This window comes from Tatumella ptyseos, assembly GCF_030552895.1.
GTDB lineage: Bacteria > Pseudomonadota > Gammaproteobacteria > Enterobacterales > Enterobacteriaceae > Rosenbergiella > Rosenbergiella ptyseos_A.
The window spans coordinates 2,010,025-2,025,789 of the sequence record NZ_CP130649.1; the positions used below are offsets into that span (position 1 = coordinate 2,010,025).

The following is a 15,765-nucleotide window of genomic DNA, read 5'->3' on the forward strand; positions in this document are numbered from 1 at the left end:
CGTTACCTTATTTCGTTGACGGTGAAACATCAGCGCATTGCGCACGATGTCGTAGCAAATGATCCATTAACACAATGGCGGTCATTGCCTCGGCAATCGGTACGGCGCGGATCCCGACACAAGGATCGTGACGACCGCGAGTGATCATGTCCACTTCTTCACCTTGTCGAGTAAGGGTTTTACCCGGCACGGTAATGCTGGACGTCGGTTTCAGTGCGATAGAGGCGGTAATAGTTTGCCCACTACTGATACCACCTAAAATGCCACCAGCGTGATTGCTTTGAAATCCATCTTTACGGATCTCATCACGATGTTGACTGCCGCGTTGCGCGACGACCTCAAAACCATCGCCGATTTCAACACCTTTTACCGCGTTAATACTCATTAAGGCGTGAGCGAGGTCTGCATCCAGACGGTCAAATACCGGCTCGCCCAGTCCTACTGGCACATTTTCAGCGACCACACTGACTTTCGCCCCGATTGAATCGCCTTCTTTTTTCAAGCCACGCAGCAAAGCATCCAGCGACTCGAGTTTTTCACTATCAGGAGAGAAAAAGGGATTCTGTTCTACCTGTGACCAGTCCTTCAACTCGCAACAGACATCACCCATCTGCGCCAAATAGCCGCGAACTACCACGTTATGCTTAAGCTGCAGGTATTTCTTAGCAATGGCACCGGCAGCAACACGCATGGCCGTTTCACGCGCTGAGGAGCGCCCGCCACCGCGGTAATCACGAAAGCCATATTTTTGATCGTAAGTAAAATCAGCATGGCCCGGACGATATAACTCTTTAATTTCACCGTAATCTTGTGAACGCTGATCGGTATTTTCAATCAATAAGCCAATCGACGTACCTGTCGTTTTACCTTCAAATACACCTGATAGGATTTTGACTTGATCAGGTTCACGACGCTGCGTGGTATAACGTGATGTCCCTGGGCGACGACGATCGAGATCATGCTGCAAATCAGCTTCTGTTAACGGAATGCCCGGCGGGACACCATCGACAATACACCCTAGTGCGATACCGTGTGATTCACCAAACGTCGTGACACGGAAAAGTTGACCAATTGTATTTCCAGCCATGTTTTATCCTTATCGTTGATCTATGCTGAAAAATCGACTTTTTTCGCCGAAAACTTTTCAAAAATAGGCTTACAGTCAAGTAGCTGTTGGTAGTCCAACATAAAGACCCCATCCCCTCCTTGCTCGAACTCCAACCAGGTAAAGGGAACCTCAGGGTATTGCTCAATCATATGCACCATGCTGTTACCCACTTCACAAATCATCACGCCCTCTTCGCTCAGGAACTCGGTCGCTTGTGCCAACATACGGTTAACTAAGATCAAGCCGTCGTGGCCAGCGGCCAAGCCAAGTTCAGGCTCATGACGATATTCGTCAGGTAAGTCATCCATATCCTCTGCATCAACATAAGGAGGGTTGGTAACAATGAGATCATATTTAATCGGTGGGATATTATCGAACAAGTCTGAACACAGTGGCGTCACTTGATGCATCATGCCATGGGCTTCAATATTTTGCTCAGTGACGGCTAAAGCGTCTGGCGAGATATCAGCCGCATCGACTTCTGCCTCTGGGAAGGCGTAAGCGCAGGCAATCGCGATACAGCCACTACCGGTACAGAGATCGAGGATATGGCGTGGCGAACGATTAATTAACCCTGAGAATCTATGGTTGATTAATTCGCCAATGGGGGAACGTGGTACTAACACGCGTTCATCAACATAGAACTCATGACCACAGAACCAGGCTTGATTGGTCAAATAGGCGACCGGAATACGTTCAAATACCCGACGGGTGACACGCTCAACAATCAGCTCACGTTCTGAACGCGTTAACCTTGCAGTAAGCATCTCTTCAGGTAAATCGAGGGGGAGGTGTAAGGTAGGTAAAACGAGTTGAACCGCTTCGTCCCACGGGTTATCGGTCCCATGACCATACCAAATATCGGCGGCAGAAAAGCGACTAATTGTCCAACGTAACATATCCTGGATGGTATGCAGGTCGCTTACCACCTCTTCGGCAAAAAATTTATCCACATGCCCTCCAGGGCAACTAACAAAACTTTACCTAGTTTGCCACGAACTTATGCTAAATTCAGCTTCATTAAACGGCTATTTTTATCGATACCGAATAATTGATAAGAGAAATTTGATTTTTAATCTATTGCCGTTAAAAATGACAAGATGACAATTCAGTAGCTGGAACGACGATGAGCCGGAAAGCCCCCCTTGATAAAGACGATCTGGACCTATTTAAAACATTGATGGGGGATACGCCTCGGATGAAACAAGATACCGTCCTGCACCCGCTAACAAAAAAAATTGAACGCGCCCTTCCTCAAAAAAGGCTGATCAGCGAACAAGTCGATAACAGCCACTATTTTTCTGATGAATATCAGCCATTGCTCGCGGAAGATGGCCCAGTACGATATACCCGATCCGATGTCAGCCCTTATGAGGTTAAAAAGCTACGTCGGGGCGATTATACCCCAGAGATTTTTTTAGATTTGCACGGACTGACTCAGCAACAAGCTAAAAAAGAGTTGGGTGCGATGATCGCAGCATGCAGAAGGGAGCGTCTTTTTTGTGCGTCGGTGATGCACGGACATGGCAAACATATCCTTAAACAGCAAACACCTTTATGGTTAGCCCAGCATCCTCATGTGATGGCTTTTCACCAAGCGCCAAAGATGTTCGGCGGGAATGCGGCAATTTTGATGCTGATCGAAGTTGACGAGCTGGCGATGCCCCTCTTTTAATCCCCCCCCGATCAGCTTGAACGATCACATTGCAGCGGCCAAACGCGACGGGCTTTCTTGCCAACACAGGGTACCGCGAGCCGATTTAGCATCGTAATCGATGTGCGCGATACCTGCTGTAGCAAACATTGGCGGGCACTGCTCTGGGCAAAGGGTCGATACTAAGTATCCGACTAGCGGTAAGTGAGAAATGATCATCACATTATCCACCCCTTCACTCGCTAACCCTTGGAGGTAGTCACCAACAGCTTGAGCATCGCCCGATGGCGTTAACATGTCCAAGATTTCAACTTTACCACTCTTGGTCACATTCTCAGAAAAAGCATTGAGTGTCTGCTGCGCACGCAGGAACGGGCTGACTAAAGTCAGATCAAATGAAGGCTGTTGTGAAGCTAGCCAACGAGACATTTGTTGGGATTCGACAACACCACAGTGTGTCAATGGGCGTTGCGCATCACTTGCCGCATCGAGCGCTGCGTCGCCATGACGCATTATATAAACATGCATAAAGCACCGTTACTGAAAGGGAAATTAATTCAGCGCCTGTCACTGCCTGCGCATGAATCTGCTTTTTTACCTTAGCTCATTACTCCAGTCAACCCTAGCGCATGGGGGTGCTCTGCAAACTGCTGTAATCGCAAATAAAAAAATTACCTTTTTAAAAAACAAAAACGCCCTATAAGGGCGTTTTTTAACGATTGAACACTGCTGAGAAACAAGGAGGTTACTCTGAATCGATATCTTTTAAATCACCTTGGATGGCTTGTGCATTAGGGTTGTCTTCCGGCTTTAATTTACCGCCATTCGCTAAGAAGTCGTAACGCTGGAAGTAGGCGTTGCGGATGAAGGCATAAGGATCGCTTTGCTGACGTAAAATGCCGTCAGAATCCAGTAACTGTGCACGAGTTTCAACCCCTTCTAACGCCCATTTACCTGCCGATAACCAGATGGTTAACCAGCTTAGTGGCGCGTAAAGACTATCGACATAATCCCCCCCATCTTGGCGGATGGTGAAGCTACCGTAGCCTGGTAATTCAACATAAGGACCATAGCCCACACCATAATGGCCTAACGTACTACCGAACCCATGAGCATGCTCACGAGCCAGTTGAGGGTTGGCTTTACCCGCCACATCAATAAATCCGCCTAGACCTAATGTCGAGTTAAGGAAGAAGCGAGTAAAGTGAATTGCAGCGCGCTCAACGTCCCCTTCTAATAGATAGTTAACCATTGATGACGGCTCATCCAAGTTACCGAGCACATTACTAATCCCCGTACGCGCCGGAACCGGGACATAATCCCGCCATGCTACCGCCACCGGACGAAGAATATACGGATCTAACACATCATAGTTAAAATTAAACATCTTACGGTTAAACCCTTGCAGCGGGTCACTACGTTGTGACGTCTGCTGACTATCCTCAGGTTTAGAACTCGCACATCCTGCTAAAACAAGCGTAGCTAGACTCAATGCTGCAAGTCGGTAAGAGAGGTTATTTGCCATGTTTCGCACCGTTATTATTTTAAGGTTCTTGCTGATCAATGATGACAGACAGCGACTGCTTACCGGTGAAGTTCGCCACTGAATTCAAGCCAAACCAATCATCTTTTTGCGGTTTAGCGCTACCATCCCGAGAAATACGTGCACGTACTTGTAACTGATGTTGAGTAGAAAGTAGTCGCTCAGGCACCATAGCATTACTGTCATCCAGTATTAAACTCAATGGAAAATGGCTTAACGGGATACGTTTAACCGCGACAGGGACAGGTGAGACACCATCAGTTACAGAAATATACAATACACCATTTTGCGGTAACATTCTTTTAGCAGAAGTGCTTAAATCGATATTAACGGTTAATTGACTAGTTTGTAATCCGGCATTCGTCTTCGCTTGCTCAATCCCCTTCTCTACCGCTTCTCTTTGTGCCGAGCCTGGAGCAAGATGTGGTAGTAACTGTTGCCAGTAGTGGATCGCATCAGAATATTTCTGTTGGGAAAAGAAGTCTGCCGCTAACAAGGTCAGTAATCGTGTGTCCTGAGGCTGTTTTACTAACATGTCTTGAAGTAATAACTGAGCTTGACGATTATCTTGCGGATCGGGTGAGCGCACTAGCACTTCAGCGTAATCACTTTTTAATCCACTGTCATCTGGAGCCAAACGTAAGGCCCTTTCAAATGCTTGGCTGGCCAATTGACTATTATTCAATACCATTCCCAAACGGCCTAACATGGCCCAATCTTGGACATTCTCCGGGTCATTTTGTAATGCAGCACGCAATCCCAATGAAAATTGCTGTAATTCGCCCATCGTTAAATGCTCAGCCTGAGGGTTCATTAACCGATCTCGAAGCTGGGGGTAATCTTGCTCAACTTGAGTTAACTCCATTTGTTGCATCAATCCGCCGGTTTTCAAATACATTGTCAGAGAGACCACAACAACCACCAGAATAATCGGCACCATCACCCAAGATCCCCCCAATCGTACAGTGCGTGACGCTTGCTCAGGTAAATCCGCTAATAATGAATGCTGTAGCTCAGTCACCAGCTCCGCTTTTTCGGTTACTACGCCTTGCGCATCGTCCTCTTCTATCTCTTTTAATCGCTGTTGATAGAAAAGCGTATTTAAATCATCTCGTAATTGTGCATAATCCCGAGGTTTACGACCAAGGGCGATAGCAATCCACACGCAGGCCACTACCAGTAAACCGAGCAGGACTAACCATAAATTACCCATTACTGTTGCTCCTTATCGGCTGTCACTTTGGCTAAACGTTGTTGCTCTTCAGCCGATAGTGTAGTGGCTTGAGGCTGTCGTTTTGCACGGAGAAAAATAACAACCCCGCCGCCAATCACAAACAGTAAAGGTCCCAACCATAAGATCAGCGTTGAAGGGGTCACTGGCGGCTCGTAAGTCACGAAATTACCGTAGCGCGCAACCATATAGTCAATGATTTGTTGCCGTGATTGGCCCTGCTCCATCAATTGATAAACTTTTTCACGCATATCCGCGGCTATCATCGCCGAAGAATCCGCAATACTATTATTTTGGCATTTCGGACAACGCAGAGACTGCGTCAACTGTCGATATTGCTCTTCTTGCTCTACCGACGAAAAATGATAAGTATCGATGGCTGCCCAAGCGGAGGTTGTCAGTAACAGACCGGCAATCAACATTAAATATTTTCTGAACATCAGTGTTGCCCCTGCTGTGAATATTTATCCCACAATGGCTTCACTTCTTGCTGCCAAACGCGTTCATTGATATCTCCAGCATGGCGATAACGAATAATACCTTGGCCATCGATTAAGAAGGTTTCAGGTGCACCGTAAACCCCAAGATCGAGCCCTAGCATCCCATCACCATCATATAAACTTAACGAATAAGGATTACCCAGAGTATTTAGCCAGTTTACCGCTTTGGTCCGATCATCTTTGTAGTTGAGCCCTACCACCCTGACACCTTGTTCAGCCAAGTGATTCAAATACTGGTGTTCAGCTCGGCAAGTCGGGCACCAGGTTGCCCATACGTTAAGCAGTAACGGCTTGCCATCGATCAAGGCCTGTTGATCAAAACGCTTCCCTGGTTCAAAGAGAGACTCTAATCGAAAAGTCGGTACAGGCTTACCGATTAAGGCAGACTCCAATCGAGTCGGATCGTCACCCTGTGCATTACGGGTTAATTGCCAAAGAAGCGCGGCGGCTAACAACAGGAATAGTACCAATGGGATAAAAAGAATTTTTTTATTCATGATTTCTCCCCTTTTTTCTGTGCTTTCTTCGCCGAGCGATAGCGTGGGTCTGCGATGCAGAAAATCCCCCCTATGGCCATAAATACCCCACCAAACCAGATCCAACGGACGAAAGGCTTATAATAGATACGTACCGCCCACGAGCCATCATCTAACTCTTCACCCAGTGCAGCATAGAGATCTCGCGTTACCCCGCCACTGATCGCCGCTTCGGTCATCATTGTGCGAGCCGCCGTGTAATAGCGTTTTTCCGCGTACAATACAGCTTCATTCTTACCCTGACGCGTGACATCGATTACCCCAGAGCCACCACTGTAGTTTGCGCCCAGCAGGGGTTTGACCCCGCGGAAAGTAAACTGATAATCATGAATCGAAACGCTATCACCCGCTTTCATCCGCACATCTCTTTCCACACTATATTGCGTGCTGAAGGCGATACCAATTACTGTGACGGCAACGCCCAGATGCCCTAATACCATCCCCCAATGACTGCGAGAAAGTTTCGTCACGCCATACCAGAAACGATGTCGGTGAGTTGCCCGCTCGTGTAGTTCCATAATAGTCAAGATAATTACCCACAGAGACATTAATAACCCAACAACCGTCATACCTTGAATACGGTCTTGTAACCACCATGGGATAAGTATTGCTGCAGCAAAGGTTGCCACCATCGCGAGGACTAAACGCTTCACTAGTTTTTGCGGTTCATCGCGACGCCAGCGCACCAGCGGCCCGATTCCCAGGAACAAGGCAAAGGGGGCCATCAGCCAACTAAACATAGTATTGAAAAATGGCTCACCGATAGAGATGCTTCCCAGTCCTAGCTGCTTGTGAACCAGCGGTAAAAGCGTACCAAGTAATACCACCAACATCGCCGCAATCAGTAAAACGTTATTGCTGAGCAAAAACGATTCGCGTGACCAGAGTTGATTATCGATACGGCTACGGACTTTTCCTCCTTTTAAGGCATACAGCAGCAACGAACTACCAATAACAATGACAAGGAAAATAAGGATGAACATGCCGCGCGTTGGATCAGACGCGAAGGAATGGACCGACACCAGCACGCCAGAACGGACGAGAAAGGTCCCTAATAGGCTGAGTGAGAAAGCGGTGATCGCTAACAATACGGTCCATGATTTAAAGGTTCCGCGTTTTTCTGTAACCGCCAAGGAGTGAATTAATGCCGTTCCCGCCAGCCAAGGCATGAGTGACGCATTCTCTACTGGATCCCAGAACCACCATCCTCCCCAACCTAATTCGTAATAGGCCCATGCTGATCCTAAAACAATACCAATGGTGAGAAATACCCACGCCGCCGTGGTCCAAGGACGCGACCATCTCGCCCATGCCGTATCAAGACGACCTGTCATTAAGGACGCAATAGCAAAGGCAAATGCCACTGAAAAACCAACATATCCCATATACAGTAAAGGAGGGTGGAAAATCAGCCCAATATCCTGCAGCATGGGATTTAGATCGCTACCATCCACAGGGAAGTTAGGTAACGTACGGATAAAGGGATTAGACGTTAAAGTTAGAAACAGTAAAAAACCGAGATTAATCATTCCCATCACGGCCAATACCCGCGCGACGGAATCGAGTGGCATTTTGCGGCTAAAGCAGGCTACTGCGAAGGTCCAGCCGCTTAACATCAACAGCCATAGCAGCAGCGAACCTTCGTGTGCGCCCCAGGTTGCTGCAACCCGATACCATACCGGCAGTAAGGTGTTCGAGTTTTCGACCACATAGGCAACGGTAAAATCATTCTCGACGAAAGCATTCACTAAAATTAAGAATGCCGCTGCAATACATAAGAACAGCGCATAACTCAATGGACGAGCCAAAGCCATTAGACGTAAATTTAAGGTTCTTGCTCCCCATAGAGGCCAAATACTCAGTATTAAGGCAAGTCCGGTAGCCAAACATAAAAGGAAACTACCAATTTCAGGCATCATTCTTTTGTCCCCGCCTGCGCTACACCCGCTTGTTGGTGATTTTTTTTCATCGCATCCTCAATTTCCGGTGGCGTATATTTCTCATCATGTTTCGCTAAAACTTGCTCCGCGTTGATGAGATGATTAGGGGCTAAAACACCTTGTGCGACGACCCCCTGCCCTTCCCTAAATAGGTCTGGCAAAATACCGACATAGCTGACCGATACGACGCCGTTTGCATCATATAACTTAAATGTCACCGCTAAGGTGTTAGGATCGCGCTTGACACTCCCAGGCATCACCATACCGCCAACGCGAAGGCGCTGACCCGGTTCAGGAATCTGATGATCTTCCCCTTTACCGTTGAGAATTTCGCTCGGGGTGTAAAAGAGATCGATATTCGACCTTAAAGCGTACATGACCAACGCTGTGGCAATGCCTAGTCCAATCACTATGGCCAGTACCGTAATCAACCTTTTACGACGACGAAGATTCATGATTTTGCTCCCGCACTGTGCTTACGTTTTTTGGCTGCCATCATTCGCTGCTCACGATCTTGCTTGCTGGCGATCGTTGCCAATAAATAACGGCGTTGGTAAACACTGTGCCCGACTAAAATAATCATGATTGAGAGGACAACGAAAACCGATAGCCACACATAAAAGCTATAACCGCCCATCGCCCAAAACTGCGCCCAAGAATGAAATGCAGGACTCATTTTTTTCTCTCCTGAAGTGCAATTTCCTTCGCCCATGGCCGATGTTGCTCGGTCAATAGCAGTAGGTTACGTAATCGACTGAGCGTTAAGGTAATAAAGAAGAGTAAATAGCCTAAAATCGACCAACGTAGTGGCGTACGCATCTCTGGTGCGATGGCTTGCTGCAGTAGGCCAGAGGACCCTTGATGTAGCGTATTCCACCACTGCACCGAATAATGAATAATGGGTATATTGACCACACCGACCAGAATCAGAATGCTGGCCGCTCGTCCAGCAGCCCGCCGATCGTCGAAAGCATGATAGAGCGCGATGATACCCATATAAATAAATAGAAGAATGAGTTCTGATGTCAGGCGAGCATCCCAAATCCACCATGTGCCCCACATTGGTTTCCCCCACGCGGCACCCGTCACTAAGGCAATTAGGGTGAATGCTGCACCGATAGGCGCCATGGCTCTGGCGACGAGGTCTGACATTTTCATTTGCCACACTAGGCCAGTGAAAGCGCTGACCGCCATTGCTGCATAAATCCCCATCGACCACATTGCCGCAGGAACATGGAGATACATGATGCGATAGCTTTCACCTTGCTGATAATCAGGTGGTGCAAAGACGAAACCCCACCCCCATCCTAAGGCGAGACTACACACTGTGCCAATCGCAAGCCACGGCAACCATTGGCCACAAAGTCGATACAATCGATCAGGCTTTGCCAAAAGATGAAACCATTTCCACATAACATTGCTCACTTTATAATTATGTTATTTTTTTACTGCAAACTGACGCGAAGTGCAGCGGCGATCGCAAAAGGCGCTAACACCACACTGACCACTAACATGGCTGCCAAAATTGCCAAATAGCCTGAAATGGCTAGCCCTTGGCTGGCCGCATCCACGGCACCACTCGCAAAAATGAGAATAGGAATAGCGAGTGGAAGAACGAGAAGACTAAGTAATACTCCCCCGCGGCGGAGTCCTACCGTCAAGGCCACGCCAATGGCACCAAGAAAGCTAAAGGTAAGGGTGCCGAGGAGAAGCGTTAAAACTAACCCCCACCACCCGGAAAAATTAAGCGATAAAAAAAGCGATGCCAAAGGGGACAAAATAATCAAGGGTAACCCACTGGTTATCCAATGAGCCAAGACTTTAACGAATGCCACTATGGGTAAAGGCGTTGGGAGCAAGAGTAGCTGTTCTAATGAACCATCAAGGTAGTCATCACGAAACATTCTTTCCAACCCCAGAAGTGAGGCAAGGAGCGCGGCTACCCACACAATACCGGGAGCGATCCGAGCGAGTAAAGTACTTTCGGGACCGATTCCTAAGGGAAAAAGCGTAACAATTATTAAAAAGAACCAGAGCGGATTGATAATATCGGCACGACGGCGAAAGGCTATCTTCAGTTCTCTGAGTAGCAGACGTTGCATTAATCAATGTCTCCACTCAATCGCAATTTTCGGATAGGCAGTGATGAAGCCGGGAGATCCTGATGGGTCGTCAACACAATAATGCCTTGCAGAGCAAGATGTTGCGAAAATTTTTCATTCAGTTTCTGCACGCCCCATTTATCAATGGCGGTCAGGGGTTCATCTAGGATCCAGAGTGTTGCCTGCGTTAACCACAATCGGGCTAACGCCACACGCCGTTGTTGTCCGGCTGAAAATTGGGCCACAGGAATATCTTCATAACCTGCTAGGTCAACTTCTTCTAAAGCTTGGTAGATGCTTTCTCTTGTCGCTAAGGGATGATAAAAACGAAGATTTTCATAAGCGGTTAAAACTTGTTTAACGCCGGGTAAATGAGCCAAATAGAGCATCTGTTCAGGCCATCCTTCGCACTGTATGGCGATAGGATCTTCATTCCAAGTGATAGCCCCTTCATCGGGTCGGCTTAATCCCGTCAACAAACGCAACAAGGTCGTTTTCCCCGCGCCATTTTCCCCTTCTACCTGCATGATTTCCCCAGCAGATAGCGTAAACGTTAGGTCTTTGAATAAGACACGTTCATCGCGGTAACAACTGAGGTTAAGGGCTTGCAACATGATTTAATTAATACTGGACTATGATAATGGTCAGAATCATACCATAAGCCGTGGCATTGCCGAATCCTGTTTCATCATAAATGTTACGGAGAAGTTTAAAAATAACGTGCTTTTGGCGAGAAAATCGGCGCTTTTAAAGTTTTGTTACGTAATCTCATACAATCGCGAAATCTCGCTTAAGACATTTTGCGCAAGACCAAAAATCGCACTACAATTAGGCCTTGAAGCGACCCTATTTACGCCTCAACATTAGGTCGAATAAGCCTCTTAGGTAAGTAATTTATACCTTTATTTTCTTATTCGCTAAAAATTTGTTAGAGTGCTAACTAATTAACATCCTTCACTAGGATAATGAATGCTTACAACCATCATCTATAGAAGTCATATCGGTAAAAATACTTCTGAACCTGAAGTTAAAAAGTTTATTGAAAAGGCTAACCAACGCAACTCTGACGCATCTGTAACAGGGATTTTACTGTTTGATGGTGAGCATTTTTTACAATTGCTTGAAGGACCTGAAGAGGAAGTCGAGACGATTTATCGTGAAATCTGCGGGGATCCTCGGCATTTTTCTTTAACTGAACTACTACGCGATTACTCAATCGAACGTCATTTCGGTAATGCAGGAATGGAACTGTTCGACCTGCGTAATTACGACAAAACCGCTGTGCTAGACGCCGTTCTCGATAGGGCAACGTCTAAATTCAAATTAACTTATGATGATCGCACCCTACAATTCATTAAAACTTTCGTAGAATGCGACAATAAAGCTAGTTACCTTGAATTAGCAGAAAGCGAACAATGGCAGTTCGAAACAAAAGAACAACCTCATCGAATCGCGGAACATTCTGAAGAACTGCCTTACACCTTCGGTTTTCAACCCGTCATCAACCCCGCGACTCGTAAGATTTTGAGCTACGAAGCTAAAATGCGTGCTGCCGATGGCCAATCACCACTCAAATTCTTTGCAAGTCTCAAGCGAGATGAGATTTACCAAGTGGATCTGGAGTCAAAACAGACCGCATTGGAGATGGCCAAATCCTTGGGTTTGAACGACTCTACTTTGGTGTTAAAGCTCCTTCCGATGACCTTAGTGAAAAATCCACATGCGGTAGATTTCCTTATTAAAGTCATTGATGCCAACGGGTTTATTCCACAACAAATCGTTATATCTATTGATGAAGACAGTGTGGTCAATGAAGATGAGACCTTCAATACTGAAATATTAAAACTCAAACGCGCTGGAATTCGCTTAGCTATCGATAATTTTGGTGCGGGGATGGCCGGACTATTGCTACTCACCCGTATTCAACCCGAATTAGTGTTGGTGGATAGCGACATGTTACGTGATGTCCACAAAAATGGCCCCAAACAAGCTATAAATCAATCAATCATCAAGATCTGCTCATCATTAGAAATCCAAGTGATTGCTTCTGGCATTTCTCAGGTTGAAGAGTGGTCTTGGCTACGACTAGCGGGGATTAAAGCTTTCCAAGGCGACCTCTTTGCAGGCGTGTTACCTCGTAAACTTCCTGCGATTAACTGGCCAGTTCAACAATAATAACTGCCCGAACATTATTCCCTTCACACTGAGGGGAATAATGCGTTCCCCTATCTGCCTGAAATCTCGTCTTAACGACCATTAGTCCGATAACACCTTCCTCTACTACGCTAACGTCGATTTATTATGCTAGCCTTACTAAAGAGTCTTTAAAAAGGTGAATGTCATGATTAAAGGTATCGAACATATTGGGTTAACGGTTGAAGATCCTGATAAAGCAGAACTCTTTTTTAAAAACACTTTCGGTGCGGAAGTGCTGCATCGGGTAATTCCTTTTGGGGATGAAAGTAAGCATATCCCAGGTGAAAAATTGAGTCCGCTGCAAGGCTTTCCGCCTGAATTAGCGATGACATCCGTCACAATGCTACGTTTAGCTAATGGCCCTAACATCGAAATCATTGGCGTCACCCCGACGCTGACGAATCAGAATCGTAACATCGGTCATCCTGGCTTCAATCATATTTCACTCTATACCGACGACATTGCCGCAGCAGGTGAGAAGATGCGACAGAATGGCGCAACAATGTTCGAGGGGCCTAACGACTGTTTCAGCTCTGAAGCCGGTAAAGGTAATCAAACTTGGTTTGGCATAACCCCGTTCGGCCTACTGATTGAACTGGTCTCTCTCCCCTCAGGTGTTGAGACTACCTCAACAACTCAACGCTGGATCCCAAGCTCATAGCCCGCCTGGATGGGGAGTATAATCACTCCCCCTCACAGCACTAAGGCGCTTCAATAACGATCGCCACGCGTCTATTCATGGCTCTTCCTTGCCCGGTTCTATTGGTGGCTATGGGTTTCGACATTCCGTATCCCCTGACAGTAATATCCTTCAGATCACCCCCAGTACTCTCCATCCATACTCTTGCGACACTTTTGGCACGAAGATAAGAAAGTTGTTGGTTATAATCTGCCTTACCATAATTATCGGTATGACCATTGAAGGCAACATGAACTATACCAACTCGTTTTAGGTTATTAGCAATGGTGCTGATTTTCTGTCGGCTCTCTGGTGTGAGTGAAGATTGCTCAATACCAAAGAGTATCTTGTCATTAATTCCCAGCTCCCAATGGGAACCTAAATATTGGAAGCCTTCCTGCTGTAATGCTTTTTTTTGACCCGCATTAAAAGGGCCATCCGTTTGGCAACCTGACAGCATAATTGTGATAAGGAGTGAAAAAAATACCAATAGACATCGCATAACTATCTTTCCATTTTCTTATTGAGATACATATGAGCGTCAGCTCGTAATAAAATATCATTCAGGTCTTCGTCCTGAGTTGCCCTGGTGAAGCCAATAGTCAACGAAAAAGAGAGCCTATGACCTTCAGCAATAGTAATAGGCGGTCGAAACGTTTGATGAAGCTCCCCGATAAACTGTTCCACGTGATCATCACTCTTCATATCAGAAAGAATCATAGCAAACTCGTCGCCGCCTAAGCGTGCCACACAATCCTCTACATTCACCATGGATTTCAATCTAGAACCCACTTCTTGCAGTACCTTATCGCCGGCTGCATGCCCCCAAGTATCATTAATTTGCTTGAATTTATTCCCATCCATAAAGAGAATATAAAAACTAGGATATGGGCTATTTTCACTCAACATAAATTGTAAGTGATTAATAAAAGCTGCTCGATTATCAAGTCGAGTTAAAGAGTCTTGATAAGCTTTTATAGTAAGAGATTTATTCTCATCAATGAGATCACCATTAAGCCTTTCAATTTCACTGATTAGACTGTTAACATTGTCAGAAAAGTAGTGAAACTCCTTCAGTGCATTATCCGGCAACCTTTTTGTAAAATCTTTGGTATGAATTATGTGATTAATTTTAGTCGTAATTAGATTCATAGCGACCAAAATTTTCCTATACATTATTGAGCTTAAAATAAATGAGAAGATAAAAATCAACATCATTCCGATGGTTAAAATCAAAATAGAATAGAGTATGAAGTTAAGTAAATAACTGTCATTCCCCACGATAAATAACCACCCCACTACAGACTGATCATGAATGATCGCTACTTTTTTTTCGTTGGGGTACAGCCAATTATGTAGATAGCGTCCAAAACATGATGTTTTTTGTGGGTGTTCCCAACGAGTAATAATATGCCCATCCTTTGCATAAAGGACTGCTGAATCAAACATTTGCTGTTCGCCTAGCGCATTAATTTTCCGATTCGCATTATAACTATCTTCAAACACCGTCGCAGCGGTCAGACTACTACTTAAACTCGTTGAGAGCAGCTCCATGTTTCGCTGTTCATAGTCTTTAATAAAATAAATTGCTGTAGAAAATAGTAGTACCCAGCAAGCAAAAAGATTCAGTAGCGAATTAAATAAGCTTACCTTTCTTATTTTCTTCCTAATTGAACTTTTTGATGACTTTTTCAGACAGAGCATTTTACTCATCCCCATCCTTCGATAATAATAAAACATCTGAGTTAACTTTCACACCAGAACGAGAGAGAGAATCTAAATTAACTGAAAATTTAAATTTTTTCTCATGCCTATTAATACAAAATGCCGCACCGGCGACACAATCAGCATTGTTTTCACTGATAGTAAGAATATTTTCTCCGGTCAGTGATTTTATCACCGCAGCTTGTTCACTCTCAGGCTCCTGACCGAAATAGATTGCATTACAGTCACTTAATAAATAATCTTTTTTATCAGTGATAGTAGCTACTTTAAATACTTGATTTTGAGTTATTTTAGAGAAATCGAAATAGGTAGATTTTTGAGATACACAGAGTAAAGGTTGGCCGGTAAGATTGGGCCAATGTGAAAAGCTCACAATGCCTTCAACTATTTTATTCGTCGAAACTTGTGCATCTCTATCATCCGACATAGCTAAAGCAAAGTGGGAGATAAAAAGAGAAATAAAAATCAAAAAACGGCTCATCACACTTACTTTTCTCTTATAACACATAGATAATTAATAAATTTTATCATTAATTTATTTTATAAACCAT

Annotated in this window: 19 protein-coding genes; 3 read left to right on the forward strand and 16 right to left on the reverse strand. The window is 45.4% G+C overall.

Annotated elements, in window-relative coordinates; translation table 11 throughout:
- Positions 1 to 7 precede the first annotated feature (7 nt).
- Both aroC and prmB read right to left on the reverse strand, forming a co-directional pair.
- The gene (gene aroC, locus QJR74_RS09505) at positions 8 to 1,087 is read right to left on the reverse strand and encodes a chorismate synthase (RefSeq protein WP_304371609.1); all 1,080 of its coding nucleotides are present in this window, start codon (positions 1,085 to 1,087) and stop codon (positions 8 to 10) included.
- Between the two features lie 20 nt (positions 1,088 to 1,107).
- A complete protein-coding gene (gene prmB, locus QJR74_RS09510) occupies positions 1,108 to 2,061 on the reverse strand; it encodes a 50S ribosomal protein L3 N(5)-glutamine methyltransferase (RefSeq protein WP_304371611.1) in 954 nt (317 codons plus the stop codon).
- Between the two features lie 173 nt (positions 2,062 to 2,234).
- Between prmB and smrB the strand changes: the two genes are divergently transcribed.
- Positions 2,235 to 2,783: an endonuclease SmrB gene (gene smrB, locus QJR74_RS09515; protein WP_304371612.1), complete on the forward strand. Its 549-nt coding sequence runs from the start codon at positions 2,235 to 2,237 to the stop codon at positions 2,781 to 2,783.
- A 24-nt stretch (positions 2,784 to 2,807) separates the two neighbouring features.
- Here the strand turns inward: smrB and sixA are convergent, their stop codons facing one another.
- From sixA to ccmA, 11 genes are all read right to left on the reverse strand, one after another.
- The gene (gene sixA / locus QJR74_RS09520; protein ID WP_304371614.1) at positions 2,808 to 3,290 is read right to left on the reverse strand and encodes a phosphohistidine phosphatase SixA; all 483 of its coding nucleotides are present in this window, start codon (positions 3,288 to 3,290) and stop codon (positions 2,808 to 2,810) included.
- Between the two features lie 217 nt (positions 3,291 to 3,507).
- The gene (gene mlaA / locus QJR74_RS09525; RefSeq protein WP_304371615.1) at positions 3,508 to 4,287 is read right to left on the reverse strand and encodes a phospholipid-binding lipoprotein MlaA; all 780 of its coding nucleotides are present in this window, start codon (positions 4,285 to 4,287) and stop codon (positions 3,508 to 3,510) included.
- 19 nt (positions 4,288 to 4,306) lie between these two features.
- Positions 4,307 to 5,518, reverse strand: coding sequence for a c-type cytochrome biogenesis protein CcmI (gene ccmI / locus QJR74_RS09530; protein WP_304371616.1), 1,212 nt, complete (start codon positions 5,516 to 5,518; stop codon positions 4,307 to 4,309).
- Positions 5,518 to 5,976, reverse strand: a complete 459-nt coding sequence (locus QJR74_RS09535; protein WP_304371618.1) for a cytochrome c-type biogenesis protein — start codon at positions 5,974 to 5,976, stop codon at positions 5,518 to 5,520. Before QJR74_RS09535 ends, ccmI begins: the two co-directional genes overlap by 1 nt.
- Positions 5,976 to 6,533, reverse strand: coding sequence for a DsbE family thiol:disulfide interchange protein (locus QJR74_RS09540; RefSeq protein WP_304371619.1), 558 nt, complete (start codon positions 6,531 to 6,533; stop codon positions 5,976 to 5,978). Before QJR74_RS09540 ends, QJR74_RS09535 begins: the two co-directional genes overlap by 1 nt.
- The gene (locus QJR74_RS09545) at positions 6,530 to 8,491 is read right to left on the reverse strand and encodes a heme lyase CcmF/NrfE family subunit (RefSeq protein WP_304371620.1); all 1,962 of its coding nucleotides are present in this window, start codon (positions 8,489 to 8,491) and stop codon (positions 6,530 to 6,532) included. Before QJR74_RS09545 ends, QJR74_RS09540 begins: the two co-directional genes overlap by 4 nt.
- Entirely contained in the window at positions 8,488 to 8,967 is a 480-nt protein-coding gene (gene ccmE / locus QJR74_RS09550) for a cytochrome c maturation protein CcmE (protein ID WP_304371621.1), read from the reverse strand. The genes QJR74_RS09545 and ccmE overlap by 4 nt, the downstream gene beginning before the upstream one ends.
- On the reverse strand, positions 8,964 to 9,188 hold the full coding sequence (gene ccmD, locus QJR74_RS09555) for a heme exporter protein CcmD (RefSeq protein ID WP_304371623.1): 225 nt from the start codon (positions 9,186 to 9,188) through the stop codon (positions 8,964 to 8,966). The genes ccmE and ccmD overlap by 4 nt, the downstream gene beginning before the upstream one ends.
- A complete protein-coding gene (locus QJR74_RS09560; protein WP_304371624.1) occupies positions 9,185 to 9,925 on the reverse strand; it encodes a heme ABC transporter permease in 741 nt (246 codons plus the stop codon). Before QJR74_RS09560 ends, ccmD begins: the two co-directional genes overlap by 4 nt.
- Positions 9,926 to 9,957: 32 nt before the next feature.
- Positions 9,958 to 10,614, reverse strand: coding sequence for a heme exporter protein CcmB (gene ccmB, locus QJR74_RS09565; protein ID WP_304371626.1), 657 nt, complete (start codon positions 10,612 to 10,614; stop codon positions 9,958 to 9,960).
- Positions 10,614 to 11,228, reverse strand: coding sequence for a cytochrome c biogenesis heme-transporting ATPase CcmA (ccmA, locus tag QJR74_RS09570; protein WP_304371628.1), 615 nt, complete (start codon positions 11,226 to 11,228; stop codon positions 10,614 to 10,616). Before ccmA ends, ccmB begins: the two co-directional genes overlap by 1 nt.
- A 355-nt stretch (positions 11,229 to 11,583) precedes the next feature.
- On the opposite strand from ccmA, the gene QJR74_RS09575 reads away from it, so the two are divergent.
- Together QJR74_RS09575 and QJR74_RS09580 are read left to right on the forward strand one after the other, a co-directional pair.
- Positions 11,584 to 12,789, forward strand: a complete 1,206-nt coding sequence (locus tag QJR74_RS09575; protein WP_304371630.1) for a diguanylate phosphodiesterase — start codon at positions 11,584 to 11,586, stop codon at positions 12,787 to 12,789.
- A 166-nt stretch (positions 12,790 to 12,955) separates the two neighbouring features.
- Positions 12,956 to 13,471 carry a VOC family protein gene (locus tag QJR74_RS09580; RefSeq protein WP_304371632.1) on the forward strand — a complete coding sequence of 172 codons (516 nt, stop codon included), beginning with the start codon at positions 12,956 to 12,958 and terminating at the stop codon, positions 13,469 to 13,471.
- Between the two features lie 40 nt (positions 13,472 to 13,511).
- Here QJR74_RS09580 and QJR74_RS09585 read toward each other — a convergent pair whose 3' ends face one another.
- From QJR74_RS09585 to QJR74_RS09595, 3 genes are read right to left on the reverse strand one after another with little or no spacing between them, the layout of a single operon-like run.
- Positions 13,512 to 13,991 (reverse strand): OmpA family protein, encoded by a 480-nt coding sequence (locus tag QJR74_RS09585; RefSeq protein WP_304371634.1) that lies wholly within the window; start codon positions 13,989 to 13,991, stop codon positions 13,512 to 13,514.
- Positions 13,992 to 13,993: 2 nt separating this feature from the next.
- Positions 13,994 to 15,202 (reverse strand): diguanylate cyclase domain-containing protein, encoded by a 1,209-nt coding sequence (locus QJR74_RS09590; protein ID WP_304371636.1) that lies wholly within the window; start codon positions 15,200 to 15,202, stop codon positions 13,994 to 13,996.
- The gene (locus QJR74_RS09595) at positions 15,195 to 15,695 is read right to left on the reverse strand and encodes a YfiR family protein (RefSeq protein WP_304374014.1); all 501 of its coding nucleotides are present in this window, start codon (positions 15,693 to 15,695) and stop codon (positions 15,195 to 15,197) included. Before QJR74_RS09595 ends, QJR74_RS09590 begins: the two co-directional genes overlap by 8 nt.
- Between the last annotated feature and the right edge of the window lie 70 nt (positions 15,696 to 15,765).

What these genes read in the sequence shown, in the direction of transcription:
- QJR74_RS09590 (WP_304371636.1), bottom strand. Translation starts at nt 15,202, where the DNA reads ATGAGTAAAATGCTCTGTCTGAAAAAGTCATCAAAAAGTTCAATTAGG.
- QJR74_RS09580 (WP_304371632.1), top strand. Translation starts at nt 12,956, where the DNA reads ATGATTAAAGGTATCGAACATATTGGGTTAACGGTTGAAGATCCTGAT.
- ccmA (WP_304371628.1), bottom strand. Translation starts at nt 11,228, where the DNA reads ATGTTGCAAGCCCTTAACCTCAGTTGTTACCGCGATGAACGTGTCTTA.
- aroC (WP_304371609.1), bottom strand. Translation starts at nt 1,087, where the DNA reads ATGGCTGGAAATACAATTGGTCAACTTTTCCGTGTCACGACGTTTGGT.
- QJR74_RS09575 (WP_304371630.1), top strand. Translation starts at nt 11,584, where the DNA reads ATGCTTACAACCATCATCTATAGAAGTCATATCGGTAAAAATACTTCT.
- ccmD (WP_304371623.1), bottom strand. Translation starts at nt 9,188, where the DNA reads ATGAGTCCTGCATTTCATTCTTGGGCGCAGTTTTGGGCGATGGGCGGT.
- smrB (WP_304371612.1), top strand. Translation starts at nt 2,235, where the DNA reads ATGAGCCGGAAAGCCCCCCTTGATAAAGACGATCTGGACCTATTTAAA.
- QJR74_RS09545 (WP_304371620.1), bottom strand. Translation starts at nt 8,491, where the DNA reads ATGATGCCTGAAATTGGTAGTTTCCTTTTATGTTTGGCTACCGGACTT.
- ccmI (WP_304371616.1), bottom strand. Translation starts at nt 5,518, where the DNA reads ATGGGTAATTTATGGTTAGTCCTGCTCGGTTTACTGGTAGTGGCCTGC.
- QJR74_RS09595 (WP_304374014.1), bottom strand. Translation starts at nt 15,695, where the DNA reads ATGAGCCGTTTTTTGATTTTTATTTCTCTTTTTATCTCCCACTTTGCT.
- QJR74_RS09540 (WP_304371619.1), bottom strand. Translation starts at nt 6,533, where the DNA reads ATGAATAAAAAAATTCTTTTTATCCCATTGGTACTATTCCTGTTGTTA.
- ccmB (WP_304371626.1), bottom strand. Translation starts at nt 10,614, where the DNA reads ATGCAACGTCTGCTACTCAGAGAACTGAAGATAGCCTTTCGCCGTCGT.
- ccmE (WP_304371621.1), bottom strand. Translation starts at nt 8,967, where the DNA reads ATGAATCTTCGTCGTCGTAAAAGGTTGATTACGGTACTGGCCATAGTG.
- QJR74_RS09585 (WP_304371634.1), bottom strand. Translation starts at nt 13,991, where the DNA reads ATGCGATGTCTATTGGTATTTTTTTCACTCCTTATCACAATTATGCTG.
- mlaA (WP_304371615.1), bottom strand. Translation starts at nt 4,287, where the DNA reads ATGGCAAATAACCTCTCTTACCGACTTGCAGCATTGAGTCTAGCTACG.
- sixA (WP_304371614.1), bottom strand. Translation starts at nt 3,290, where the DNA reads ATGCATGTTTATATAATGCGTCATGGCGACGCAGCGCTCGATGCGGCA.
- QJR74_RS09535 (WP_304371618.1), bottom strand. Translation starts at nt 5,976, where the DNA reads ATGTTCAGAAAATATTTAATGTTGATTGCCGGTCTGTTACTGACAACC.
- QJR74_RS09560 (WP_304371624.1), bottom strand. Translation starts at nt 9,925, where the DNA reads ATGTGGAAATGGTTTCATCTTTTGGCAAAGCCTGATCGATTGTATCGA.